We start from the raw sequence: 24,087 nt of genomic DNA on the forward strand, positions 1-24,087 counted from the left end.
CGGGCCGTCGCCTCAGCCGGCCGCCCGCACCACCGCCGCGCCCAGCAGGGAGTTCTCGGGGGAGCCGCCGCCGGGCGGGAAGGCGAAGCGCCGCCGCAGGTAGGCGTAGGCCACACCGCTGCGCGGATCCGCGAACGCCTGTGAGCCCGTCGCACCGCTGTGCCCGAAGGCGTCCTCGCCCAGGAACGGGTGCGTCACCCCGAGCGCCTCGAAGCCGAGGCCGAAGTGGCCTTCCTCGCCGGTGACCAGGTCCGTGCCCGCCGAATGCCGCCGGGAGAACTCCGCGACGGTGGCCGGGGTCAGCAGCCGCGCCCTGCCGTTCAGCTCACCGATGGCGGCGGCATAGGCGGCAGCCAGTCCGCGTGCGTTGCCCACGCCGCCCACCGAGGCCGGGCCCAGGGCGTGCACCCTGCGGTCGTTGCCGAGCTCCAGCAGGTCCGTGGGCGGGGTGGCATTGCGGTTGAAGGCGATCCCGGTCAGGCTCTCGGGACCGGGCGCCGCGGCCGCCAGCGCGGCGCTCTGCTCGAGGGTGGGCAGGCTCGGCAGGATGTCGACATAGCGGGAGATCCGGTCCTCGGGCAGGCCGAGGTAGAAGTCCAGACCGTGCGGCGCCCGCACCCGCTCCTCGTACAGCTCCTGGATCGACCGGCCGGTGGCCCGCCGCACGACCTCGCCGGTCAGCGCCCCGATCACCAGCGCGTGATAGCCGAAGCCCGCACCCGGCTCCCAGAAGGGACGTATCCCCGCCAGCCGTTGCGCCAGCAGCCGGTCGTCGGCCAGCTCCTCCGGGCGGAATCCGCCCAGTACCCCGATCACTCCCGCACGGTGGGACAGCAGCTCCCGCAGCGTGATCGCGCCCTTGCCCTCGGCGGCGAACTCCGGCCAGTAGTAGGCCACTTCGCGATCGAGCGCGAGCACACCGTCCTGCACCAGCAGGGCGACGACCAGGTGGGCCATGCCCTTGGTGAGGGAGTAGCCGGCGGTCAGCGCCTCCCCCGTCATGCCCTCGCCGGCCCACAGGTCGACCACCTGCCGCCCGTGCACATACGCGACGAGCTGCACGCCCGGATCGTGCGGCTCTGCGGCGACCACCGCCGCCAACTCCTCCCGTACGCCCTCGAAGCCCTCTGCGACCGTCCCCTGGACAGCGGCCGCCGCCCCGCGCCCGGCCACCGTTTCCTGTGCTGTGGTGTCGCTCGCCATCCCTGCCTCCTCCGTGATCATTTGATCTGCCGGAGTCGCCAACCGCCGCACCCGCGCGGACATTCCCCCCGCGCGACTCGCCTGCCGGGGAAATCACCCCCGGGAGCCGGAGGGGGAGAAAGGACAACTCCCGGGCGCATTCAGGCATGAACCTGGCAGAATCGCCGCCATGTCACCGACCCGGACCCGGGCCGAACGCGATGCCGTCACGGTCGAGATCATGTTCGCGCTGGTCACCGCCTCGTTCGCGGGCGGCATCGGCTTCCTGCTGGCGGCGAGCCCGGCGCTGTGGACCGGGCTGCTGCCCAGGCCCTGGGAGGCCCCCTGGACAGCGGCGAGCGCCGTCCTCGGACTGGCGGTCTTCCTCGCCCGGCTACTGCAGGTGCTGCGGTGGCAGCCCGCCAGGACACGCCCTGGCGCGGGTCCCTGAGACCCGCCCACGTCGCGGTGCCCGGCCCCGGAGCGCACTCCCCCCTCCGGGCGGAGCACGGGACCTTACGGACGCACCTCGGGCGTCAGCCCAGCCACCCGGGGCGCACCAGCCCCGACTCGTAGGCCAGCACCACCAGTTGGGCGCGGTCGCGGGCGCCCAGTTTCACCATGGTGCGGCTGACGTGGGTCTTGGCCGTCAGCGGGCTGACGACCAGTCGGCGGGCGATCTCCGCGTTGGAGAGCCCGATACCGACCAGCGCCATCACCTCCCGCTCCCGCTCGGTGAGTTCGGCCAGCGCACCGGCCGCCGCCGGCTCCTTGGAACGGGCCGCGAACTCGGCGATCAGCCGTCGTGTGACGCCGGGGGAGAGCAGCGCGTCACCGTCGACCACGGCCCGCACGGCCCGCAGCAGCTCCTCGGGTTCGGTGTCCTTCACGAGGAAGCCGGAGGCGCCGGAGCGGATCGCCTCGAAGACGTACTCGTCCAGCTCGAAGGTGGTCAGCATGACGACCTTCACCTCCGCCAGCTGCGGATCCTCGGTGATCCGGCGGGTGGCGACCAAGCCGTCCACGACCGGCATCCGGATGTCCATCAGGACGATGTCGGGGCGGTGTTCACGGACCGCGGACAGCGCCTGCTCCCCGTCGGCCGCCTCTGCGACCACCTCGATATCGGGCTGGGAGTCCAGCAGCACCTTGAAACCGGCCCGGACCAGCAGCTGGTCATCGGCGAGCAGTACCCGGATCACGACTCCTCCTCGGGGGCGGTCGGGGTCACCGTATCCGCACCGGCGGGCCGGACCGGGCCCTCCGGATCCTGCGCACGGGCCAGCGGCACGCGCGCCGCGACCCGGAAGCCGCCGTCCGGGCGGGAGCCGGCCTCGACGGTGCCGCCGAGCGCGGCGGCCCGTTCCCGCATCCCGATCAGGCCGTTTCCGCCGCCGGACGGCTCCCCCGTGCCGGAGGTCGCCGGGCCGTCGTCGTCGACCCTGATCTCCAGCGTCCCGGGGGCGTAACGGAGCAGGACCCGGGCGGTGCGGGAGCCGGAGTGCCGGACGATGTTGGTCAGCGCCTCCTGGACGATCCGGAAGGCGGCGAGGTCGACGCCGGGCGGCAGGGCGGCCCGGTGGCCCTCGGTGGTGACGTCCACGGTGAGCCCGGCGCCCCGGGCCTGTTCGGTGAGTTCGGGCAGCCGGTCCAGACCGGGTGCCGGTGAGCGCGGTGCGTCGCCGGGGGTGCGCAGCGTGTCCAGGACCTGGCGGACCTCGCCCAGCGCTTCCTTGCTCGCGGACTTGATGGTGGTCAGCGCGGCCCGCGCCTGCTCGGGGTCGTCGTCCAGCAGGGCCAGTCCGACGCCCGCCTGGACGTTGATGACGGAGATGCTGTGCGCGAGGACGTCGTGCAGTTCCCGGGCGATGCGCAGGCGCTCCTCATCGGCCCGGCGCCGCTCGGCGGCGGCCCGCTCGGCGCGCACCTTCGCGAGCTGTTCGCGGCGCACCCGCACCAGCTCGGAGACGGCCACCACGGCCACCACCACGGCGGTGATGAACCACTCCTGCCCCCAGGGCTCGGGCCCCTTGTGCGGCGGCAGCCAGTGGTAGAGCCAGTGGGCGACGAGGAGATGGCTCGCCCACAGCCCGCCGAGCGCGCACCAGGCCACCTTGCGGTATCCGGCGACGATCGCGGCGAAGGTGCCGAGCGCGATGATCAGGAAGACCGGTCCGTACGGATAGCCGGCCGCGAAGTAGACGGCGCAGGTGACGGCCGTGCCGATGGCCACGATGCGCGGATGCCGGTGCCGGAACAGCAGCAGCGCCGTACCGACGGACAACAGGGCCCGCGCGAAGGGGTCGAGGGCTTCGCGGTCCACCTGGTTCCTGGCCGCGTATCCGGAGCCGACCATGACGAAGATCAGCACCGCCAGCGTCGAGAGCCAGGGCAGCCGGGTGCCTGCCCAGGTCCTCGGTTCCTCCCGTGCGGGTGACAGCCACCGCTCCCAGACCGGGCCCAGGCAGCGCCGCGCCCACGGCGGCCGTGCGTTCTCCATGTCCGTAACGCTAGACCGCGACGGGGCGCGGCGGCGTCAGCCCGGCGCAGTGATCACTCGTACTCCCGCGGGAGTACGAGCGGGGGGGGACGGATGCCGGGGCCCGGCGGGAGGGGATTCGGCGGGAGGGGTTCGGTGGACGGGAGGTTCAGCGGGCCGGGCGCACCCCAGCATGGCGTGGCCCCTCCCGCCAGGGCGCAGGGAGAGCGGCCGCCTGCCGGTGCGCGGAGCGGCCGCCCGGCGCAGTCTCGGCGAGCGCGCCCGGCCCCCTCCGACGCCGATCCGACAGGGCGGATCCCGGGGGCGGCCGGCGCCCCGACGGGCCGGGCGCGCCCCAGCGTGGCGTGGCCCCTCCCGCCAGGGCGCAGGGAGAGCGGCCGCCTGCCGGTGCGCGGAGCGGCCTTCCGGCGCGGTCTCAGCGGGCGCGCCCCGGCCCCCTCCGACGCCGATCCGACAGGGCGGATCCCGGGGGCGGCCGGCGCCCCGGTGGACGGGGCGCGCCTCAGCGTGGCGTGGCGATGCCGACGCCGCGGGCGAGTTGGAGGACGGACTGCTCGAAGAATTCCGATCGTGCCTCCACCACCCGGTTGAACTGGCCGAACAGCTCGAAACTCAGCAGTCCGAAGAGCTGCGCCCAGGCTCCGACGAGCCGCGCCAGCACCGCGCCCGGCAGCTCCACGCCCAGCTCGGCGCCGAGCGTCAGCGCGTCGCCGACCACGGCGTCCGGCAGCGGCTCCGCGGGCTCCTTCAGTACGCCTGCGGCGTGGGCGTCGCGGACCACGCCGATCAGCGCGAGGCCGACCCGGGCGGCGGGCTCCGTGGTGGCGCGGGGGGCCCGGTAGCCGGGGACGGGCGAGCCGTAGATCAGCGCGTACTCGTGCGGGTGGGCCAGCGCCCAGTCGCGGACGGCGGCGCAGATCGCGCTCCACCGGACGTCAGGGCGCTCCGCCGCCGGGCCGCGGAGGCCGTCCCGGGCACCTTCGGCGGCCTCGCCGACGGCGTTGTACGCGTCGACGATCAGTGCGGTGAGCAGGTCGTCGCGGCTGGGGAAGTAGCGGTAGAGCGCGGAGGAGACCATGCCGAGCTCGCGGGCGACGGCGCGCAACGAGAGCTTGGCGGCGCCCTCGGCGGCGAGCTGTCTGCGGGCCTCGTCCTTGATGGCCGCGGTGATTTCGCTACGGGCCCGTTCCCTGGCACCTCGGATCGCAGTCATGGCAAGCAGTCTGCCACTTTCCGGAGCATCGCACCAAAACAAGAGCAGTGCTCTTGCTTTGGTGCAGAACTCTCGGGCACACTGCTCACAAGCGAGAGCACTGCTCTCGAAAGGGAATGGCGCTCACTTCAACTGAAGTCGGAAGCCATACAAGCCAAGGAGTCGTCCCTCATGTCCGAGAGCCCTCAGCACGACGAGTCCCGGCAGCAGCAGGAGTCCCGGGACCACGACGCGTCCCGGGCCAAGAGCCAGGCCCAGCCGCCGACCGAGTCCGGGGCCCCGGCCCGCTACGTCAAGCCCGGCCGTCTCGCCGCCCGGCTCAACGGCGCCATCGGCTGGCTCGCCCGCCGGGGCATCAGCCTCGCCGGCTCGGCGGACCTCGCCGTCCGCGGCCGCAAGAGCGGCACCTGGCGGCGCGTCCCCGTCAACCCGATGACCTTCGAGGACGGCCGCTATCTCGTCTCCGCGCGCGGCGACTCCGAGTGGGTGCGCAACATGCGCGCCGCGGGCGGCGGCGAGCTGCGCGTCGGTCGGCGTACCCGCCCGTTCACCGCGGTGGAGGTGCCCCCCGCGCAGACGCCCGCTCTGCTGCGCGCCTATCTCCGGCGCTGGGGCTGGGAGGTCAAGGCCTACTTCGGCGAGATCACCGCCGACTCCAGCGACGCGGAACTCCTCGCCGCGGCGCCCCGCCATCCCGTCTTCCGGATCACCGAGTCCTGAGCCCGGACCGCGCCCCGTACGGCCCGCGGCCCCGCCCGCACCGCGCCCGCACCGGCCCCACAGTCCCGAACAGCCCCGTCGGCGCCACGCAGCGCACGCCCGCCCGAGCGCAGCCGCCCCGGCGGGCGCACCTCACCCCCGGCCGGGCGCCGCCCGTCTCACGCCCGGTCGAACCGGTCCAGAGCCCGTCGCGCCATCGGGTGGGTGCGGACCAGCTCGCCGAGCGTGGTCGTACCCCGGGTGATCTTCGCGAAGGCGTGCCAGGCGGGCCGGAAGCCGGTGATGGCGGCGTGCAGCATGCCGGGGCGCCGTGAGAAGACGTTGAGCATCCGGCGGCCCACGCCCATCTCCACGCCGAGCCCCGCCTTGATCGCGAAGGCGTAGTTCAGGGCCTGCCGGCGCGCGTCGACCGCGTCGTGCGCCTCGGAGACCCGGACCGCCCACTCCCCCGCGAGCCGCCCGGACCGCAGCGCGAAGGAGATGCCCTCACGGGTCCAGGGCTCCAGCAGTCCGGCGGCGTCACCGCACACCAGGACCCGGCCGCGGGAGAGCGGCGAGTCATCGGTGCGGCAGCGCGTCAGATGCCCCGAGGAGATGCTCGGCTCGAAGCCCGCGAGGCCCAGCCGGCCGATGAAGTCCTCCAGATAGCGCTTGGTGGCCGCGCCCTCGCCGCGGGCGGAGATCACGCCGACGGTGAGGGTGTCGCCCTTGGGGAAGACCCAGCCGTAGCTGCCGGGGATCGGGCCCCAGTCGATGAGTACCCGGCCCGCCCAGTCCTCGGCGACCGTCGCGGGCACCGGAATCTCCGACTCCAGCCCGAGGTCGACCTGGTCGAGCTTGACGCCGACATGGGCGCCTATCCGGCCGGCGCTGCCGTCCGCGCCGACCACGGCCCGCGCCAGCACCACTTCGCCGTCGGCCAGCACCACGGCCGCGGTCCGCCGGTCGGGGACGTCGGCGCCGTGCTGCTCGACCCGCGAGACCGTGACGCCCGTACGGACCGTGGCGCCCGCGTCCTTGGCGGACTCGACCAGCCCGGCGTCGAACTCGGGGCGGTTGATCAGCCCGAACAGCATGTTCTTGGAGCGGCGGGTGCGGGTCATCCTGCCGTTCAGGGAGAACGTCACCGCGTGGATGCGGTCGCGCAACGGCAGCTCGAAGCCGGGCGGGAGGGAGTCCCGCGAGGGGCCGATGATTCCGCCACCGCAGGTTTTGTACCGGGGCAGTTCCGCTTTCTCCAGCAGCAGCACCCGGCGTCCCGTACAGGCCGCGGCGTGTGCGGCGGCGGCGCCCGCGGGGCCCGCGCCGACCACGACGACGTCCCACACCTGCCGGTGTTCCCCGTCCGCCTGCTGGTTGTCCTCGGCTGCCTGCTCGCTGCTCACCTGTGCTTCTGCTCCTGTTCGATGCCTTGCCGGTCTGCCGCCCGCATCCTACGGGCCGCGCTCGCGCGCATGGCCTGTGGGAAGATCGTGGGCATTCCTGTGCGTGCGTCCGGCCCGTCCGACACCACCCCGCCGGTCGTTCCGTACGTACCCAACGCCGCGCCCACAAGGAGCGTTCCATGTCTGACAGCCCGCTCGCGCACACCGTCGCCTCGCTGCAGCCCCGCGCCAGGACCGAGCTGGCCGAGCTGGTGGCGTTCAAGTCGGTCGCCGACTGGGATCAGTTCCCCCAAAGCGAGAGCGAGGCGGCCGCCAATTGGATCGTCGACGCGCTGCGTGCGGACGGCTTCCAGGACGTCGCGCTGCTGGACACCCCGGACGGCACCCAGTCCGTCTACGGCTACCTGCCCGGCCCGGCGGGCGCCCCGACGGTCCTGCTGTACGCGCACTACGACGTGCAGCCGCCGCTGGACGAGGCGGCCTGGGTGTCGCCGCCCTTCGAGCTGACCGAGCGGGACGGCCGCTGGTACGGCCGCGGCGCCGCGGACTGCAAGGGCGGCCTGATCATGCATCTGACGGCGCTGCGCGCGCTCAGGGAGCACGGCGGGATCCCGGTCAACGTCAAGGTGATCGTGGAGGGTTCGGAGGAGCAGGGCACCGGCGGCCTGGAGCAGTACGCCACGGCACACCCGGAGCTGCTGGCCGCGGACACCATCGTCATCGGTGACACCGGCAACTTCCGGGCCGGGACGCCGACGGTGACGGCGACGCTGCGCGGCATGACGCTGGTGCGGGTGCGGGTGGACGCGCTGGAGGGCAATCTGCACTCCGGTCAGTTCGGCGGCGCCGCCCCGGACGCGCTGGCGGCGTTGATCCGGATCCTGGACTCGCTGCGCGCCGAGGACGGCTCGACGACGGTCAACGGGCTGGCGGCGGACGCGAGCTGGGAGGGCCTGGAGTATCCGGAGGAGCAGTTCCGCAAGGACGCGAAGGTGCTGGACGGCGTCGGCCTGATCGGCAGCGGTTCGGTGGCGGACCGGATCTGGGCGCGCCCGGCGGTCACGGTGCTCGGCATCGACTGCCCGCCGGTGATCGGCGCGACGCCGTCCGTGCACGCGGGCGCGCGGGCGCTGGTGAGCCTGCGGGTGCCGCCGGGCACGGATTCCGCGGAGGCGACGAAGCTGCTCGCCGCCCATGTGGAGAACGCCGCCCCGTGGGGTGCGCGGGTGCAGGTGGAGCAGATCGGTCAGGGCGAGGCGTTCCGTGCGGACACCGGCAGTCCGGCCTACGCGTCGATGGCGTCGGCGATGCGCGAGGCGTACGACGGTGCGGAGATGCAGACCTCCGGGATGGGCGGTTCGATCCCGCTGTGCAGCGCGCTGACCGGGCTGTATCCGGACGCGGAGATTCTGCTGATCGGGCTGAGCGAGCCGGAGGCGCAGATCCACGCGGTCAATGAGAGCGTCTCGCCGCAGGAGCTGGAGCGGCTCTCGCTCGCCGAGGCGCTGTTCCTGCAGCGGTACGCGGAGAGCCGGGCCTGAGGCTCGGTCGGGCGCGGCCGGGGCGGCATTGCCGCCCCGGGTGCCCTGCCCCGGCCTGTGTGGCGGCCGGGGCAGGGCATTTCGCTGTGTGGCGTGAGGTCTGTGTTCGCCGGCGGCCGGACCGCGGCGCCGTCAGGCGGCGTCTCAGCCGATCGGGCTGCCGGCCTCCAGGTGCAGGGGGCAGCCCTGTTCGCGGGCGCGCAGCGCCCAGCGCAGCCGGTTCCAGCGCACCGGTGGCAGCATCTTCTCCGCCTCGGACTCGGTGACGAAGCGCCAGTCGCGCAGTTCGGCGCCGGGGAGCTGGAGGTCCCGGATCCGGTCGTCGGGCAGGGTGCCGCCGTCGAAGAGCAGCCGCAGGCCGCCGTAGCCGGGCGGCTTGGGGGCCTCCCAGTCGATGACCAACAGGTGGGGTGCGCGCGGGAGTTGCAGGCCCAGTTCCTCGGCGACCTCACGCACGCCGGCGCGGGCGGGCGCCTCGCCGGGTTCCACGATGCCGCCGGGGAATTCCCAGCCGGGCTTGTACGTCGGGTCGACGAGCAGCACCCGGTCCTGATCGTCGAAGAGCAGGACGCCGGCGGCGACGGTCTCCGCGGTCGGTTCGGGTGTCTGCACGATGCCGCAGGCGCCGGCTCCGGTGCGTACGGCCTCGGCGACCTGTTCGGCGGTCTGCCGGGGGGTCAGGTGGGTGGTGTCGACGACGTGGGCGTCCGGGGTGATCCACTCCAGCGCCTTGGCGTACGGACCGAGGTGGTCCAGACACCACTGCCGTAGCGACGCGTTGGCCGCGGTGTCCCCCGGTGTTTCCTCCCGCCGGGATATGCGCTCCCGCAGGATCGTTTCCTCCGCATGCAGCAGAACATGCCGTACCGGAATCCGGCGGGCGGCGAGAGAGCCGAAGATCTCGTCGCGGTACTCCTGGCGCAGCAGCGTCATCGGCGTCACGAGGGGCCCCGGGACCTCGGTCAGCAGCGCCGCGGCGGTGTCCACGACCATCCGCCGCCAGGACGGCAGGTCCTGGTAGTCGTCGATCTCCTCGAACCGCTTGGCGGGCAGCATCAACCGCAGGCCGCCGCCGAGGAGTTCGGGGTCGTAGAGCGTGCTTCCGGGAAGCAGGTCCAGCAATTCATGAGCCGCAGTGGTCTTGCCCGCACCGAACGTGCCGTTCAGCCAGACGATCACGGTTTCCCCTCTTCCCTAGGTCCTGTCCGGGCGTTGCCCGCAACACCCTGCCACGGAAACGCTCGGGACCAGGGGCCGCGCGCATGACGGGGAACGGCGATATTCCACCAACGGCCCGGCCAGGGGGACATGACGCATCCCGTGGACGGGCCGATCGCGAAATGCGCCACGGGGAGGATGACGGTCGCCGCATCCCCCGCCGCGAAACCCCCGGCTAACAAGCGCTCCCCCGCCACTCCAGCAACGAAACCCTCACCCGCATACGGACCTTCCCCGCCGGGGCGCCGCGGAGTACGCATATGACGGCGGCCCATCGAACGGTCAACGGCCGGCCGGTTATCCCTTACTCGCGCCGAGCGTGAGTCCGGCGATGAAATGCCGTTGCAGCAGCAGGAATACCAGGATGGTGGGCAGCGCGACGATGACGGAGCCGGCCGCCAGCAGGTTGTAATCGGTGAAGAACTGACCGCGCATATTGTTCAGGGCCGAGGTGACCGGGAGCTTGTCCCCGTCGGAGAGGAAGACCAGACCCCAGAGGAAGTCGTTGTACATCCAGGTGAATTGGAGAGTGCCGAGTGCGGCGAGCGCGGGACGGCACAGCGGAAGGGTGACCCGCCAGTACTGGGTCCAGACTCCGGCACCGTCCACGATCGCCGCCTCCAGGATTTCCAGCGGGAGGGTGCGCATGAAATTGGCCAGCACGAAGACACAGAATCCGAGCTGGAAGGCGACCTGTACGGCGATGACGGCCCAGAAGGAGTCGTACATCGTCATGGAGTCGGACATCCAATAGGGCAGCGGAATCTTGTTGAAGAGGACGTACAGCGGAGTGACGATGACTTGCTGGGGCAGCAGGTTGCCCGCGGTGAACACCATCAGGAGCACCAGACCGCCCCGCATGCGCAGCCGGGCGACCGCGAAGGCCACGAAGGACGCCAGGAACAGCGTGATCAGCACACCGGGGACGGCGATGATGAGCGAGTTCAGGAAATACTTGCTCATTCCGGAATCGGTGAAGGCCTTTTGGTAGTAGTCGAAGGAGAGATGGCGCGGGAGCGAGAAGTAGCCGTACCTCGCGGTCTCCTCGTACGGACGCAGCGAGGCGTAGACGGCCAGCAGCAGCGGGGCGAGGAAGGCCAGCGAGACGACCAGCAGAAAGGCGTGCACGCCGAACCGGCCGCGGCGGGGTGCGGGGGCGGCCGTGACGGGTGTGGGCCGCAGGGACGACGGGGCCGTGGTGGCGGGGGCGGTCATCGCTTCTGTTCACCCCGCAGCTCCTGGACGAGGTAGGTCACGATGAATCCCATGGAGACGAGGAGCAGGACGACGGCGATCGCCGAACCGAACCCGATCCGGCTCGCCTCGCCGATGATGTTGTCGGTGACCAGCACCGACAGCAGTTCCAGGCCGTTGCGGCCCTTGTTGACGGCGTAGACGATGTCGAAGGCGCGCAGCGATTCGATGACGGTGATGACGCCGACGATGACGTTCACCGGGCGCAGCGTGGGCAGCACGATCCGGAAGAAGGTCTGCCGCTCGCTCGCGCCGTCGATGGCGGCGGCCTCCTTGAGCCCGGCATCGACGGATTTCAGCCCGGCGAGATAGAGAATCATGACGTATCCGGTATGCCGCCAGCAGGCTGCCAGCAGGACCATCCAGATATTGAGGTCCGGATCGCCCAGCCAGTCGGTGGGATTCCTGCCGCCGATGACGGCATTCAGCGCGCCCTGGTCCCGGGAGAGCATCAGCTGGGCGATGAAGCCGACCACGGCGAGCGAGAGCACCACGGGCATGTAGAGCGTCGACTGGTAGAAGCGGCTGAAGCGGACACCGCGGTCGATGAGTACGGCCAGCAGCAGGCCGAAGGGGGTGGCGATCGCCCCCAGGAAGAGCAGCCACAGGAGATTGTGGCGGACCGCCGGCCAGAATTGCGGGTAGCCGGAGAAGAGATGGTCGTAGTTGTCGATGCCGGCCCAGTGGATTTCGCCGATGCCGTCCCAGGTCGTGAAGGACAGGCCGACGGAGGCGAGGGTCGGGCCCCAGATCAGGGCAAGGTCGAGCAGGATCGGCAGGCCCAGCAGCACGCAGAGGACCACGAGGTCGCGGCGGGTGTGCCGCCGTGCTCCCGGTCGTCCGGCGCGCCGCACGCGGATATGCGGCACGGCTCTTCGCTCCCGTTCTTCAGGGCGGTCAGGTGACGGCACTTCCTGGTGGGGCGGTGTTACCCGGCGGCGAAGATCTGCTTCTTCTGGCGTTCGATGTCGTTCACCAGTCCGTCGATGTCGTCCGGCTTGCCGATGAACTGCTGAATCGCCTGGATCATTACGGTCGACGCGAAGTCGGGCCGGGTGTCGCGGTCCATGAACTGCGATATCTGCCGGGCGCCCGAGACCAGTTGCACGGCTTTCTTCTGCAGCGGGGTGTAGGCGGCGGTGTCGGCTCCGCTGTTGACCGCGACATTGTTCGGGTCGGACTTCAGGTAGATGTCCTCCGCCCGAGGTGTGGCGAGGAACTTCAGGAGATCCTGCGCACCGCTGACGTCCTTGGCCTTCTTCGACATGAGAAATCCGTCGATCGGTGCCTCGACCGCGTCCTGGCCGAAGGCGGGGTCGATCTCCGGGAAGGGGAAGAAGTCCAGGTCCTCCCGGTCGGCCGCGCTGAACTGCTGTCCCGGGTGCGGCAGTCCGAGCACCGTCATACCGGCCTTCTTCTGCGCGAGGGCCTGCGCGGCCTCCTGCCAGGTGCGACCGTTGGCGCCCTTTTGGTGATATGGCAGCAGCCCGCGCCAGAGGTCGAAGACCTGCTTGACCTGGGGGCTGTTCCAGGATTTCTGGCCGTTCATCAGTGCACGGTGGAAGTCGTACCCGTTGGCCCGCATATTGAGATAATCGAAGGTGCCCATCGCGGGCCAGCCGTCCTTGTCGCCGAAGGCGAACGGCACCAGCCCGTCCTTCTGCATCTGCCGGGCGAGCGCCCGGTACTGGTCGAAGGTCTTGGGGACGTCGTATCCCTTGTCCCGGAAAACGCTCTTCCGGTGGAAGACCGCCCACGGATAGTAGTAGTACGGCACCAGATACTGCTTGCCGTCCAGTCCGGACGACTGCTTCTTCAGCGCGTCGGTGAATCCGTCGAAGTCCCGCCACAGCTCGCTGATGTCCGACAGCAGCCCCTTCTTGGCGAAGTACTGCATGCGGTTGCCGGCGAACCACATGAAGACGTCGTCCGGGGTGCCCTGGAGGTAGCGGTTGATGTTCTCCTGGAAATTCTCGTGATTGACGGTGTTGACCTTGACCGTCTTCTTCGATTTCTTCTCGTAGGCCGCGAAGGCATCGGCGAAGGCCTTCTTCGGTACGGCGTCCGAGGCGTTGGAGCCCACCGAGATGCCGCTCGGGCCGCTGCCGCACGCCGCGAGCACGGAGGGAAGGGCGACGGCCCCCGCGCCGAGCGCCGTGCCCCGCAGCAGCGTCCGGCGGGACATCCGACGTCCTGCCGCTTCTCCGTACGAGTCCGAGCCGCTGAACGTTGACCGGGCCATAGCCCCCTCCTCAGGGGTGAACCAAACAGAACCGAACGCGAGTGGTGGGGATCTCACTCCCAACTGCAGGTCACGTCAAGGGTTTTGGCACGCGACCGCACAACCGTTACCCGCTCCCCTTCCAACAGACTCCAACAAGCCCTACCGTAAACACCCGCCAGTGACCGGTACTCGACGTCAGCACCCCTCACGCGAGGACGGAGGACGCGAACCATGCGCGTTCACTTCCGCACCATCCCCCGGCGAGGTCATTCACGAATCGTCGGAGCACTGTCCACCGCACTGCTCTGTACGGCAGGGTTGACCGCCCTGCCCGCCGCGGCCGCCACGCCTACCGCCCCGGCTCCCCCGGGCCCTGCGCACACCGCGCACACCACCGGCGCCACCGACGCACCACGCCTCCCCGACGGGCTCGCCAAAACACCGCCCATGGGCTTCAACAACTGGAACTCCACCCAGTGCAGGGCCGAGTTCAACGAGGACATGGTGAAAGGCATCGCCGACCTCTTCATCGACAAAGGCCTCAAGGACGCGGGCTACGAGTACGTCAATCTCGACGACTGCTGGGCACTGCCCGAGCGGGACGCGAACGGCAAACTCGTCCCCGATCCGCAGCGCTTCCCGCACGGCATCAAAGCCGTCGGCGACTACGTCCACTCCAAAGGCCTGAAGCTCGGCATCTACACCAGCGCCGGCACCAAGACCTGCAGCGACGTCGGATTCCCCGGCGCGCTGGGCCATGAGGCCTCCGACGCCCGGCAGTTCGCCGACTGGGGCGTGGACTACCTCAAGTACGACAACTGCAACAACCAGGGTGTGGACGCCAAGCAGCGGTACCGCACCATGCGGGACGCGCTCAAGGCCACCGGGCGCCCCATCGTCTACAGCATCTGCGAATGGGGCGAGAACAAGCCCTGGGAGTGGGCTTCGGACGTAGGGCACCTGTGGCGCACGACCGGAGACATCAGCGACAGCTGGTCGAGCATGCTCGGGATCCTGAAGCAGAATCTGCCGCTGGCCCCGCACGCGGGCCCCGGGCACTGGAACGACCCCGACATGCTGGAGGTCGGCAACGGCGGAATGACCGACACCGAGTACCGCAGCCACTTCTCGCTCTGGTCGATGATGTCCGCCCCGCTGCTCATCGGCTCCGATCTGCGCAAGGCGACCCCGCAGACGTTCGAGATCCTGGACAACAAGGACGTCATCGCGCTGGACCAGGACGCGGCGGGCAAGCAGGCCACGGTGCTGGAGTCGGCGTCCGGCCGCTGGACCGTCGTCAAGGAGCTGGCGAACGGCGACCGCGCGGTCGCGCTGTTCAACGAGAGCGACCAGCCGCAGCGGATCGCCACCACCGCCACCGCCGCGGGCCTTCCGCAGGCCGACGGCTACCGCCTGCGGGACCTGTGGCAGCACCGGGACAGCCACACCACCGGCACCATCGCCGCCACCGTCCCCGCTCACGGCACCACCGTCTACCGCGTCTCCACCGACCGCCGCTGGGCCACCTACCCGCCGGCCGTCGAAGCGGGAACCGACGGCCCGCCGCTGGTCGAGGCGGGTACGCCCGCCGGCCTGCGGACCACCGTCGGCAATCTGGGCGCCACCCCCGCCAAGGACGTGACGGTCGCCCTCCACGCCCCGCGGGGCTGGCGGATCCAGGCCACCTCGCCCTCGAAGGCCCGGGCCCTGCCCGGCGGCAGGCAGCTCGGCACCACATGGCAGATCACCGCCCCCGCCGGAACGGCGGCCGGCTCCTACGATCTGCCACTGACCGCCGGCTACCGCCCTCCGGCCGGAGCACGTGTGGTCACGACTCTCCCCGGCACGGCCCACGTGGTGGTGCCGCCGCCGGCCGGGACGCCGTACGCCTCCGCGATGTCCTGGATGACCAGCAGCAACGGCTGGGGACCGGTCGAGAAGGACACCAGCGTCGGGGAGCGCGAGGCGGGTGACGGCCGGCCGCTCACCGTCGGCGGCACCGTCTTCGCCAAGGGGCTCGGAGTGCACGCGCCCAGCGAGGTCACTCTCTACACCGGCGGCCGGTGCCGTGCGTTCGACGCCCGGGTGGGCATCGACGACGAATCCGGCGGCAAGGGCTCGGCCGCCTTCGAGGTCTGGGCGAACGGCAAGCGGGTCGCCGGCAGCGGCACCCTGACCGGCACGGACGCCGCCCGGCCGGTCACCGCCGATATCTCCGGGGCACGGACCGTCCGCCTTGTCGTGACCGACGGCGGCGACGGTGTGGACCACGACCACGCCGACTGGGCAGACGCCAAGTTCACCTGCTGAGCGCGGTGTTGACCATCGGGCGGCCCGGGACGACGCCGGCCCGCCCGGCGGTCAGCACGTCCGCAGCCCCGGCACGGGCTGGTCGTTCTGCCCACCGGTCAGGTACACGACGCTGACATAGACACCGGAGTTCCCGCTGTCGTCATCGGTCTTGGCCCACCAGACGTTCGTCCACTTCCCGTAAGTCTCGCGGCGGCCCAGCTTCGCCTGGCAGAAGAAGTAGTTGGTACCCCTGTTGAGCTGCCCGACCTGCTGGAAGGACTGGGTGTACGAGGTGGCGGTACGCCAGACGTCGCAGTTGGACTTGCCGCCGCCGGCCGCCACGCACGACGGCCCCTGGGTGGGGTCACCACCGCCGCTGCCGCCCCCGCTGCCGCCGGAGCCGCCCGAGCCACCTCCGCTGCCGCCGGAGCCGCTGCCGCCGCCCGTACCACCGTCCGCGCCGCCGCCGGAGCCGCCGCCCTGATCCCCCGAACTCCCGCCCGCACCACCGGGCTTGGGGTCCTGCTCGGGCTTCTCGCCGCCCGGGGAGTCCGCCGAGACGGACGGCGCCGGACTGTCCTTCCCCTTGCCCTTGCCCTTGTGCGCCTTTTCGCTCTTGTCCCCGCCCTTGCTCGGCGTCGCATCGGGCTCACCCGCCGGAGCCGGCGTCCCGGGCGGTGCCGCCGACTGCCGGCCGCCCTCCGCGACGGTGTCGCCGGAACCCCCGCCGACCAGCGCGTATGTCACGCCGCCGCCCGTGGCGAGCACGGCGAGCACCGCCGCCACGGCGAGCGCCACCCGGCGGCCCCGACGGGCGGGCAGCCGCGCGGTGTCCCGCGCGGACGACTCCCCCGGGCCCGGAAGCGGACCGGTGGCGCCGACGGCAGGGCCGGCCGTCACACCCGGTGGGTCATAGCCGGGGCCCGGCGCGAGAGGCCCCCGGTCCGCGGCGGCGGGCGAACCTCCGGCCGGCACGGAGCGGTTCCCGGCGGCGGGTACCGGCCTGTCCGGCCGGGCGGTGGGCTGCGTGGCCGGCGCCCCCTGGGACCCGGGCCCCGAGAGCCAACTGGACGGCGGGGCACCCGCGTCACCCGGAGCGGCTCCCCCGGTCGCGGCCGCGCCGGCCGCCGCCGCACCGCCCGCTTGCGCCGCGAAGTCCTGCGGCGGGGGCGGCGGGGCCACGGCCCGTACGTCGGTCGCCGTGGGCAGATGCGGCGCGCCGGGCGCGGGCCGCGTCTGCGGCTCCCGGCCCTCGGCCACCGCCTCCAGCATCCCGCGCGCCTCGGCGGCGGAGGGCCGGTCGACCGGGTTCTTGGCCATCAGCGCGTGCAGGACGGGGGTGAGCGGACCGGCCCGCTGCGGCTCGGGCAGCTGCTCGGTGACGATCGCGGTCAGCGTGGACCACACCGACGTACGACGGAACGGCGCGCCGCCGCCTTCGACCGCCGCGTACAACGTCATGCCCAGCGACCAGATGTCGGAGGCCGGTGTCGGGTCCTGTCCCTGGGCGCGCTCGGGCGGCAAGTAGTCGAGGGAGCCCACGAGTTCGCCGCTGCGGGTGAGGTTCGTGGTCGCGCCGTCGCCGGGAGCCTCGATGCTGGCGATGCCGAAGTCGGTGAGCACCACCCGGCCGCTCTTGTCCAGCAGCACATTGCCGGGCTTCACATCGCGGTGCAGCACGCCCACTTGGTGGGCGGCGTCCAACGCGTCCATCACCTGCGCGCCGATGCGGGCGATCTCCCGGGGGGCGAGGGCGCCGCGCTGCTCGATGGCGTCGTCCAGGGACGGACCGTCGACCAGCTCCATGACGATGACGGGCCGGCCCGCCTCGTCGATGACGTCATGGACGGTGACCACACCGGAATGCCGGATACGGGCCGCCGCACGTGCCTCGCGCTGCATCCGGGTGCGCAGATCGGCGAGTTCGGGGGCCGAGGCGTCGGTGTAGGAACGCAGCACCTTCACCGCGACCTCGCGGCCCAGCACCTCGTCCTCGCAGCGGCAGACCACACCCATGCCACCGCGCCCGAGCTGCCCGGTCACGCGATATCTGCCGCCCAGCAGCCGCCCGGTCAGATCGGCGTCGGCGCCACGCTTCGGGCCGCTGCGCGCCGCGGCGACGGGTACGTCGCCGGCGGGCGGTCCGGCCTCGGGCGGCGTGGCGCCGGCCCCGCCGGGACCGTCTCCGCCGTTCGTCCCGCCCGGCTCATCCGCTCCGCGCTGCTCACGCTCCCCCGGTGTCACGTCGCCGCTCCCCCTCGATGCCGTCCCACAGTCCGTATCCCGCGAGGCAACAGCCTAAGGGGCGCGGAGACGGGAGGGGTGACCTCAGAGTGTGGGGACGAAGGCATCGAGACGGGACTGTTGCGCGGCGGCCGCCGCGGCGCCCACCACCCCCGCGTCCGTTCCCATTTGGGCGGGTACGACGGTCAGGTCCGCGACGAAGGACAGCGTGGCGTAGCGGCGCAGGGCCGTACGCAAGGGGGTGAAGAGGATGTCGCCGGCGCCGGCCACGCCCCCGCCGATGACCGCTATGTCGATCTCGACCAGGGTCGCGGTCGCGGCGATCCCGGCAGCCAGCGCCTGCGCGGCTCGCTCGAAGGAGCGAAGGGCGACGGTGTCGCCGGCGTGCGCGGAGGCGGCGACGGCGGCGGCGCTGGTGTCCCCGTCGGGGCCGGGCAGCCAGCCGTTCGCCAGTGCCCGGCGGGCGATGTTGGGGCCGCTGGCGATCCGCTCGACGCAGCCGCGGGCACCGCACGGGCAGGCGTCGCCGTCGAGGTCGACGCTGATGTGGCCGATGTGCCCGGCGTTGCCGGTGGGACCGGGGTGCAGCCGACCCCCCAGGACCAGTCCGCCGCCGACCCCGGTGGAGACCACCATGCACAGCGCGTTGGCGTGGCCGCGCGCCGCGCCCTGCCAGTGCTCGGCCGCGGTCATCGCGACGCCGTCGCCGACCAGCACGACCGGGCGCGAGCCGACCAGCGCGCGCACCCCGGCGACGAGCGGGAAGTCGCGCCAGCCGGGGATGTTGACCGGGCTGACCGTGCCGGCCGAGGCGTCCACCGGGCCCGCGCTGCCGATACCGACGGCCGCCACCCGCTCCCATTCGGGGCCCGCGGCCAGCTCCCCGACCACCTCGGCCACCGCGCGCATCACGGTCGCCCCGTCCTTGTCGGCGGGCGTGGGCCGCGCGGCCCGTACGATCAGTCTGCCGTGTCCGTCCACCAGAGCGCCGGCGATCTTGGTGCCGCCAATGTCCAACGCTGCGCTGAGGTCCGTGTGCATCGGTGTCGAATCTCCTGGTGGGCCTGGGGGCCGGGGGTGTCGCTCCGGCGTGAGAACGCCAGTCTTCCTCCCGTTGACAACGTTGTCCAGAGGCTATGCTCGACGGCACCCCCCGACACCGACAGAAACAGGACCGCACACCGTGACCGACACCGCCCCGGGCACGTCCCGACGCTACGGCTCGCGGCCCACGATGAAGGATGTCGCCGCACGCGCCGGGGTCGGCCTCAAGACGGTCTCCCGCGTGGTCAACGGCGAGCCGGGCGTCACCCCGGACACCGAACGCCGCGTGCAGGAGGCCATCACCTCGCTCGGGTTCCGCCGCAACGACTCCGCCCGGATCCTGCGCAAGGGCCGTACGGCCAGCATCGGTCTGGTGCTGGAGGACCTCGCCGACCCGTTCTACGGACCTCTGAGCCGCGCCGTCGAAGAGGTCGCGCGCAGCCACGGCGCGCTCCTGATCAACGGTTCCAGCGCCGAGGACCCGGCCCGCGAGCAGGAGTTGGTGCTCGCGCTCTGCGCGCGGCGGGTGGACGGCCTGGTCGTGATCCCGGCCGGCGACGACCACCGCTATCTGGAACCGGAGATCGCCGCCGGCATCGCCACCGTCTTCGTGGACCGCCCGGCCGCTCTGATCGACGCCGACGCCGTGCTCTCCGACAGCTTCGGCGGCGCGCAGGACGCGGTGGCCCATCTCATCGCGCACGGCCACCGCCGGATCGGATTCATCGGCGACCAGCCGCGGATCCACACCGCGCGGGAGCGACTGCGCGGCTATCGCACCGCGATGGCGGCCGCCGGGCTGGCCGTCGATGACTCCTGGGTGGCGCTGGGCTCCACCGAACCCGAGCGGGTGCGGGCCGCGGCCGGCGCGATGCTGGACGGCCCCGCGCCGGTCACCGCGCTGTTCGCGGGCAACAACCGCGTCACCGTCACCGCCGTGCGGGTCATCGCCGAACGCCCGCGCCCGGTCGCCCTGGTGGGCTTCGACGACTTCGAACTGGCCGATCTCATACAGCCGGCGATCACCGTCGTCGCCCAGGACGCGGCGCGACTGGGCCGGACGGCCGCCGGGATGCTCTTCCGCCGCCTGGAGGGGATCGACGATCCGCCGCGCCGGGCGGAGATCCCGACCCGGCTCATCGCGCGCGGCTCCGGAGAGATCCGGCCGGACGGCGACTGAACGAGGACCTGCCGGCGGATCAGACCGGGTCGGGGAACGGAGCGGGGCCGGGACCGTGCCGCCGCGGGGCGGGGGCTCGTGGCCGGGCGATGAGGCCCCGCGCCCTTGAGGCGCGGGGAGTTGCCCGTGGACGCCAGGCCGCGGCCGCGCGTGCCGGATCCACGAGCCCGGCCTGATCCCCGCGACGGCCCCGGTCCGCGCACACGCCGACCGCCCCGCGTACGAGCGCCGTATCGGCTTCGTACGCGGGGCGGTTGAGGTTTCCGGCCAGGGCCGCCGGGGCGTCAGGCCGTCTTCGCCGGGCGGCCAGCCAGCGCGTCGAGGTCGGCGCGGGTCAGACCGGTGAGGCGGGCGACCTCGGCGGTGTCGACCGCGCCGCAGTCCAGACCGCGCAGCAGGTAGCCGCTGAGGGCCTTGGCGGTGGCGGGCTCGTCCATGACGTCGCCGCCGGCCTTGGCGACGTAGGCCGCGAGCCGGGCCGAGGCCTGCTCCAGGCCCTCGCGGTAGAAGGCGTAGACCGCCGCGTAGCGGGTCGGGAGGTGGCCGGGGTGCATGTCCCAGCCCTGGTAGTAGGCGCGGGCCAGCGAGCGGCGGACGAGGCCGTGGTGCAGCCGCCAGGCGTCGTGCACCTGGGTGGTGGCACCGACGGGCAGCACATTGGTCGAGCCGTCGGAGAGGCGGACGCCGGTGCCCGCGGCGGCCACCTGCATGACGGCCTTGGCGTGGTCGGCCACCGGGTGGTCGAGCGACTGGTGGGCGGCGCTGACGCCGCAGGAGGCGCTGTAGTCGAAGGTGCCGTAGTGCAGGGACGTGGCGCGGCCCTCGGCGGCCTCGATCATGCGGGCGACGGTGGCGCGGCCGTCGGCGCCCAGGATCGACTGGGTGGTCTCGATCTGGATCTCGAAGCCGATCCGGCCGCTCTCCAGGCCACGGGTCTTCTCGAAGGCCTCCAGCAGCCGGACCATGGCCGTGACCTGCTCGGCGTAGGTCACCTTGGGGAGCGTCAGCACCAGCCCGTCGGGCAGGCCGCCGGCCTCCATCAGGCCGGTGAGGAAGATGTCGAGGGTGCGGATGCCGCGGTCACGGACGGCGGCCTCCATGCACTTCATCCGGATGCCCATGTAGGGGGCGGCGGTGCCGTCCTTGAAAGCGGCGGCGACGAGCGCGGCGGCGCGGGCGGCGGCCTCGTCCTCCTCCGCGTCGGGGCGGGGGCCGTAGCCGTCCTCGAAGTCGATGCGCAGATCCTCGATCGGCTCGCGCTCCAGCTTGGCGCGGACGCGGTCGTACACGGGGCCGGCGAGGTCCTCGGGGATACCGAGGACGGTGGCCAGCGCGCCCGCGTCGGGGGCGTGTTCGTCGAGCGCGTCGAGTGCCTGGTCGCCCCAGGAGCGCAGGGTGCCGGCGGTGAAGGCGTCGCCGGGGACGTAGACCGTGTGGACCGGCTGGCGGGTGCCGGGGTCGCCCGGGTAGCGCCGTGCCAGATCGGCATCGACCTGCGCGAGGGCGGCTCCGATGCCCTCGCGTACGGTGTGCGCAAGGCTCGTCGCCACGGTCTCCTGCTGCCCCATTCGACACCCTCCCGGTGCTCACGCCCGACGATCGGGCATTTTCCGCTTCACGGAATCAACAATCCGTATAGCGAAGTTAACCGTGTCCCCTGACGAGGTCAACACCCCCTCCTCCGGGACGACGCAGGTCACAGCCGTCCCGATACTCCATGGCGCACCCTCGGCCCTCCCGCCACACTCCCCCCATGACTTGGATCGCACCCACCATCACGTGCAGAGACATCCCGACGAACGCCGGCGAGCGGGAGATGCTGCAGGGCTGGCTCGACTTCCACCGCGACACCCTCCTCGCCAAATGCGCGGGCCTCACCGCCGATCAGCTGGTCGAGGCGAGCACCCCGCCGTCCACCCTCACCCTGCTCGGCCTCGTACGCCACATGACCGAGGTCGAGCGCAGCTGGTTCCGGCAGCGGTTCCTCGGACAGCGGATCGGCGACCTCTACTACACCGCGGCGGACGAGGACGCCGACTTCAACGAGGCCGCTCCGGCCGGCGCCGAGGCGGATTTCGCGGCGTTCGGCGCCGAGATACGGGCCTGCGACCGGATGGTCGAGGAACGCGGCCTGGACGAGACCTTCACCGCCTCCGGCAGCCGCACGCTGAGCCTGCGCTGGGTCTACGTCCACATGATCGAGGAGTACGCGCGGCACAACGGCCACGCGGATCTGCTGCGCGAGCGGATCGACGGGGCGACGGGCTGACCACGAGCCCGTCGGGCCCCGCCCCCCTGGGCCCCTGGCCCCCTGACAGGGCCACGAGCAGACCAGATGCCGGTTCCTGAGGAATAGGGTGAAGGCATCCGCACGCGAAACACCAGGAGAGCTCGTGCCCGTAGTTGTCGCCACCCTCAGGACGAAGCCCGGCCGTCGCGACGAGGTGCTCGGCGCCTTCCGCCGGCACGCACCCGCCGTGCACGCCGAGCCCGGCTGCCTGCTGTACGCCGCGCACGCCGGCGAGGACCGCGTCATCGTCGTGGAGAACTGGGCCGACCAGGCCACCCTTGACGCCCACTCGGCCGGTCCGGCGCTCGCCGCGCTCGGCGCGGAGATCGCCGAGGCGCTGGCCGCGCCGGTGGACGTCGCGGTGGTGGAGGCGGTCCCGGCCGGTGAGCCGGGCAAGGGCGCACTGCCCCACGCCTGAGCCGTCCGGCCTTCGGCACAACGGCACGAGGCCCCCTGCGCGCTCCGCGCAGGGGGCCTCGTGCCGTTGCCGTGAGCGGGCCCGCAAGCCCGACGGGTTCAGCCCTTGCGGGTCTTGACCTCGTCGGTGAGGGCCGGGACGACGGCGAAGAGGTCGCCGACGACGCCGTAGTCGACGAGGTCGAAGATCGGGGCCTCGGCGTCCTTGTTGATCGCGACGATGGTCTTGGAGGTCTGCATACCGGCGCGGTGCTGGATCGCACCGGAGATGCCCGCCGCGATGTACAGCTGCGGCGAGACGGACTTACCGGTCTGGCCGACCTGGTTGGTGTGCGGGTACCAGCCGGCGTCCACCGCCGCACGCGAGGCACCGACGGCCGCACCGAGCGAATCGGCGAGCGCCTCGATGACGGGGAAGTTCTCCGCACCGTTGACGCCACGGCCACCGGAGACCACGATCGCCGCCTCGGTCAGGTCCGGGCGGCCACTGGACTCACGCGGCGTACGCGAGACGACCTTGGTGCCCTTGGACGACTCGGCGACGCTCACCGCGAGCTCCTCCAGCGTACCCGCGGCGGACGCGGCCTCGGGAGCTGCGGAGTTGGGCTTGACGGTGATGACCGGCGTGCCCTTGGAGATACGCGACTTGGTGGAGTACGACGCGGCGAAGACGGACTGCGTGGCCACCGGGCCCTCGTCCGAGTTCTCCAGGTCGACGGCGTCGGTGATGATGCCGGAGCCGATACGGACCGCGAGGCGGGCCGCGATCTCCTTGCCCTCCGCGGAGGACGGCAGCAGCACCGCGGCCGGCGAGACGGCCTCGTAGGCGGCCTGCAGCGCATCGACCTTCGGCGCGACGAGGTAGTCGGCGAACTCGGGCGCGTCAGCAGCCAGGACCTTGACCGCACCGTACTCACCGAGCACCTTCGCCGCGGCGTCCCCACCGGCACCGAGGTGCACGGCCACGGGGTCGCCGATCCGGCGCGCCAGGGTCAGCAGTTCGAGGGTGGGCTTGCGGACGGCACCGTCCACGTGGTCGACGTAGACAAGGACTTCAGCCATGGGATGACTCTCCTGCGGGAAGATGAGGGAAGGGGAAGGGCTGTGTGCCGCCGGCTAGATGAACTTCTGGCCCGCGAGGAACTCCGCGAGCTGCTTGCCGCCCTCGCCCTCGTCCTTGACGATCGTGCCCGCGGTACGGGCCGGGCGCTCGGTCGCGTCCTCGACCTTGGTCCAGGCACCCTTGAGACCGACCTCGGTCGCCTCGATCTCCAGGTCGTCCAGGTCAAGCGACTCCACCGGCTTCTTCTTCGCGGCCATGATGCCCTTGAAGGACGGGTAGCGCGCCTCACCCGACTGGTCGGTGACCGAGACGACCGCCGG

General features: G+C 72.1%; 21 protein-coding genes. 7 read left to right on the forward strand and 14 right to left on the reverse strand.

Annotated elements, in window-relative coordinates:
* Positions 1–12: 12 nt before the first annotated feature.
* A complete protein-coding gene (locus tag ACIRQ7_RS35170) occupies positions 13–1,203 on the reverse strand; it encodes a serine hydrolase domain-containing protein (protein ID WP_404266589.1) in 1,191 nt (396 codons plus the stop codon).
* 169 nt (positions 1,204–1,372) lie between these two features.
* Here ACIRQ7_RS35170 and ACIRQ7_RS35175 point away from each other — a divergent pair, with 169 nt between their 5' ends.
* Positions 1,373–1,633, forward strand: a complete 261-nt coding sequence (locus ACIRQ7_RS35175) for a DUF6332 family protein (protein WP_401475408.1) — start codon at positions 1,373–1,375, stop codon at positions 1,631–1,633.
* 85 nt (positions 1,634–1,718) lie between these two features.
* Here the strand turns inward: ACIRQ7_RS35175 and ACIRQ7_RS35180 are convergent, their stop codons facing one another.
* The 3 genes from ACIRQ7_RS35180 to ACIRQ7_RS35190 form a co-directional block, all read right to left on the reverse strand.
* Positions 1,719–2,384: a response regulator gene (locus tag ACIRQ7_RS35180; protein WP_404266590.1), complete on the reverse strand. Its 666-nt coding sequence runs from the start codon at positions 2,382–2,384 to the stop codon at positions 1,719–1,721.
* The gene (locus tag ACIRQ7_RS35185) at positions 2,381–3,682 is read right to left on the reverse strand and encodes a sensor histidine kinase (RefSeq protein WP_404266591.1); all 1,302 of its coding nucleotides are present in this window, start codon (positions 3,680–3,682) and stop codon (positions 2,381–2,383) included. Before ACIRQ7_RS35185 ends, ACIRQ7_RS35180 begins: the two co-directional genes overlap by 4 nt.
* Positions 3,683–4,184: 502 nt before the next feature.
* Complete coding sequence (locus ACIRQ7_RS35190) at positions 4,185–4,895, reverse strand: TetR/AcrR family transcriptional regulator (protein WP_404266592.1); 711 nt, start codon at positions 4,893–4,895, stop codon at positions 4,185–4,187.
* Positions 4,896–5,066: 171 nt separating this feature from the next.
* Here ACIRQ7_RS35190 and ACIRQ7_RS35195 point away from each other — a divergent pair, with 171 nt between their 5' ends.
* Positions 5,067–5,615 carry a nitroreductase family deazaflavin-dependent oxidoreductase gene (locus tag ACIRQ7_RS35195; RefSeq protein ID WP_404266593.1) on the forward strand — a complete coding sequence of 183 codons (549 nt, stop codon included), beginning with the start codon at positions 5,067–5,069 and terminating at the stop codon, positions 5,613–5,615.
* 158 nt (positions 5,616–5,773) lie between these two features.
* Here the strand turns inward: ACIRQ7_RS35195 and ACIRQ7_RS35200 are convergent, their stop codons facing one another.
* A complete protein-coding gene (locus ACIRQ7_RS35200) occupies positions 5,774–7,000 on the reverse strand; it encodes a geranylgeranyl reductase family protein (protein WP_401475394.1) in 1,227 nt (408 codons plus the stop codon).
* 179 nt (positions 7,001–7,179) lie between these two features.
* Between ACIRQ7_RS35200 and ACIRQ7_RS35205 the strand changes: the two genes are divergently transcribed.
* A complete protein-coding gene (locus ACIRQ7_RS35205; protein ID WP_404266594.1) occupies positions 7,180–8,541 on the forward strand; it encodes a dipeptidase in 1,362 nt (453 codons plus the stop codon).
* Positions 8,542–8,685: 144 nt separating this feature from the next.
* Here the strand turns inward: ACIRQ7_RS35205 and ACIRQ7_RS35210 are convergent, their stop codons facing one another.
* From ACIRQ7_RS35210 to ACIRQ7_RS35225, 4 genes are all read right to left on the reverse strand, one after another.
* Entirely contained in the window at positions 8,686–9,720 is a 1,035-nt protein-coding gene (locus ACIRQ7_RS35210; RefSeq protein ID WP_401475388.1) for an NUDIX domain-containing protein, read from the reverse strand.
* 336 nt (positions 9,721–10,056) lie between these two features.
* Entirely contained in the window at positions 10,057–10,974 is a 918-nt protein-coding gene (locus tag ACIRQ7_RS35215) for a carbohydrate ABC transporter permease (RefSeq protein ID WP_404266595.1), read from the reverse strand.
* A complete protein-coding gene (locus tag ACIRQ7_RS35220; protein WP_404266596.1) occupies positions 10,971–11,882 on the reverse strand; it encodes a carbohydrate ABC transporter permease in 912 nt (303 codons plus the stop codon). The genes ACIRQ7_RS35215 and ACIRQ7_RS35220 overlap by 4 nt, the downstream gene beginning before the upstream one ends.
* 59 nt (positions 11,883–11,941) lie before the next feature.
* Positions 11,942–13,198, reverse strand: a complete 1,257-nt coding sequence (locus ACIRQ7_RS35225; RefSeq protein ID WP_404266606.1) for an ABC transporter substrate-binding protein — start codon at positions 13,196–13,198, stop codon at positions 11,942–11,944.
* Between the two features lie 270 nt (positions 13,199–13,468).
* Here ACIRQ7_RS35225 and ACIRQ7_RS35230 point away from each other — a divergent pair, with 270 nt between their 5' ends.
* Entirely contained in the window at positions 13,469–15,547 is a 2,079-nt protein-coding gene (locus ACIRQ7_RS35230) for an NPCBM/NEW2 domain-containing protein (protein ID WP_404266597.1), read from the forward strand.
* A gap of 51 nt (positions 15,548–15,598) precedes the next feature.
* Here the strand turns inward: ACIRQ7_RS35230 and ACIRQ7_RS35235 are convergent, their stop codons facing one another.
* Positions 15,599–17,773: a protein kinase gene (locus ACIRQ7_RS35235; protein WP_404266598.1), complete on the reverse strand. Its 2,175-nt coding sequence runs from the start codon at positions 17,771–17,773 to the stop codon at positions 15,599–15,601.
* An 84-nt stretch (positions 17,774–17,857) separates the two neighbouring features.
* Complete coding sequence (locus tag ACIRQ7_RS35240) at positions 17,858–18,814, reverse strand: ROK family protein (RefSeq protein ID WP_403674614.1); 957 nt, start codon at positions 18,812–18,814, stop codon at positions 17,858–17,860.
* Between the two features lie 142 nt (positions 18,815–18,956).
* Between ACIRQ7_RS35240 and ACIRQ7_RS35245 the strand changes: the two genes are divergently transcribed.
* A complete protein-coding gene (locus ACIRQ7_RS35245) occupies positions 18,957–19,997 on the forward strand; it encodes a LacI family DNA-binding transcriptional regulator (protein WP_404266599.1) in 1,041 nt (346 codons plus the stop codon).
* Positions 19,998–20,281: 284 nt separating this feature from the next.
* Here ACIRQ7_RS35245 and ACIRQ7_RS35250 read toward each other — a convergent pair whose 3' ends face one another.
* Entirely contained in the window at positions 20,282–21,565 is a 1,284-nt protein-coding gene (locus ACIRQ7_RS35250) for a DUF6986 family protein (protein WP_404266600.1), read from the reverse strand.
* Positions 21,566–21,750: 185 nt separating this feature from the next.
* Between ACIRQ7_RS35250 and ACIRQ7_RS35255 the strand changes: the two genes are divergently transcribed.
* Complete coding sequence (locus ACIRQ7_RS35255) at positions 21,751–22,266, forward strand: DinB family protein (RefSeq protein WP_401475361.1); 516 nt, start codon at positions 21,751–21,753, stop codon at positions 22,264–22,266.
* A gap of 124 nt (positions 22,267–22,390) precedes the next feature.
* Entirely contained in the window at positions 22,391–22,705 is a 315-nt protein-coding gene (locus tag ACIRQ7_RS35260; RefSeq protein ID WP_404266601.1) for a putative quinol monooxygenase, read from the forward strand.
* A gap of 98 nt (positions 22,706–22,803) precedes the next feature.
* On the opposite strand, the gene ACIRQ7_RS35265 is transcribed toward ACIRQ7_RS35260, so the two are convergent.
* Together ACIRQ7_RS35265 and ACIRQ7_RS35270 are read right to left on the reverse strand one after the other, a co-directional pair.
* The gene (locus tag ACIRQ7_RS35265) at positions 22,804–23,766 is read right to left on the reverse strand and encodes an electron transfer flavoprotein subunit alpha/FixB family protein (protein WP_404266602.1); all 963 of its coding nucleotides are present in this window, start codon (positions 23,764–23,766) and stop codon (positions 22,804–22,806) included.
* A 54-nt stretch (positions 23,767–23,820) separates the two neighbouring features.
* The coding region (locus tag ACIRQ7_RS35270) for an electron transfer flavoprotein subunit beta/FixA family protein (protein ID WP_404266603.1) at positions 23,821–24,087 on the reverse strand (267 nt) is incomplete at its 5' end.

Origin of the sequence: Streptomyces sp. NPDC101393, assembly GCF_044767385.1 — a bacterium.
Lineage (GTDB): Bacteria > Actinomycetota > Actinomycetes > Streptomycetales > Streptomycetaceae > Streptomyces.

Excerpts from the sequence above, each read along its gene's own strand:
- ACIRQ7_RS35265 (WP_404266602.1), bottom strand. The coding sequence starts at position 23,766 with ATGGCTGAAGTCCTTGTCTACGTCGACCACGTGGACGGTGCCGTCCGC.
- ACIRQ7_RS35225 (WP_404266606.1), bottom strand. The coding sequence starts at position 13,198 with ATGTCCCGCCGGACGCTGCTGCGGGGCACGGCGCTCGGCGCGGGGGCC.
- ACIRQ7_RS35205 (WP_404266594.1), top strand. The coding sequence starts at position 7,180 with ATGTCTGACAGCCCGCTCGCGCACACCGTCGCCTCGCTGCAGCCCCGC.
- ACIRQ7_RS35255 (WP_401475361.1), top strand. The coding sequence starts at position 21,751 with ATGACTTGGATCGCACCCACCATCACGTGCAGAGACATCCCGACGAAC.
- ACIRQ7_RS35175 (WP_401475408.1), top strand. The coding sequence starts at position 1,373 with ATGTCACCGACCCGGACCCGGGCCGAACGCGATGCCGTCACGGTCGAG.
- ACIRQ7_RS35250 (WP_404266600.1), bottom strand. The coding sequence starts at position 21,565 with ATGGGGCAGCAGGAGACCGTGGCGACGAGCCTTGCGCACACCGTACGC.
- ACIRQ7_RS35185 (WP_404266591.1), bottom strand. The coding sequence starts at position 3,682 with ATGGAGAACGCACGGCCGCCGTGGGCGCGGCGCTGCCTGGGCCCGGTC.
- ACIRQ7_RS35230 (WP_404266597.1), top strand. The coding sequence starts at position 13,469 with ATGCGCGTTCACTTCCGCACCATCCCCCGGCGAGGTCATTCACGAATC.
- ACIRQ7_RS35195 (WP_404266593.1), top strand. The coding sequence starts at position 5,067 with ATGTCCGAGAGCCCTCAGCACGACGAGTCCCGGCAGCAGCAGGAGTCC.
- ACIRQ7_RS35215 (WP_404266595.1), bottom strand. The coding sequence starts at position 10,974 with ATGACCGCCCCCGCCACCACGGCCCCGTCGTCCCTGCGGCCCACACCC.
- ACIRQ7_RS35170 (WP_404266589.1), bottom strand. The coding sequence starts at position 1,203 with ATGGCGAGCGACACCACAGCACAGGAAACGGTGGCCGGGCGCGGGGCG.
- ACIRQ7_RS35190 (WP_404266592.1), bottom strand. The coding sequence starts at position 4,895 with ATGACTGCGATCCGAGGTGCCAGGGAACGGGCCCGTAGCGAAATCACC.
- ACIRQ7_RS35240 (WP_403674614.1), bottom strand. The coding sequence starts at position 18,814 with ATGCACACGGACCTCAGCGCAGCGTTGGACATTGGCGGCACCAAGATC.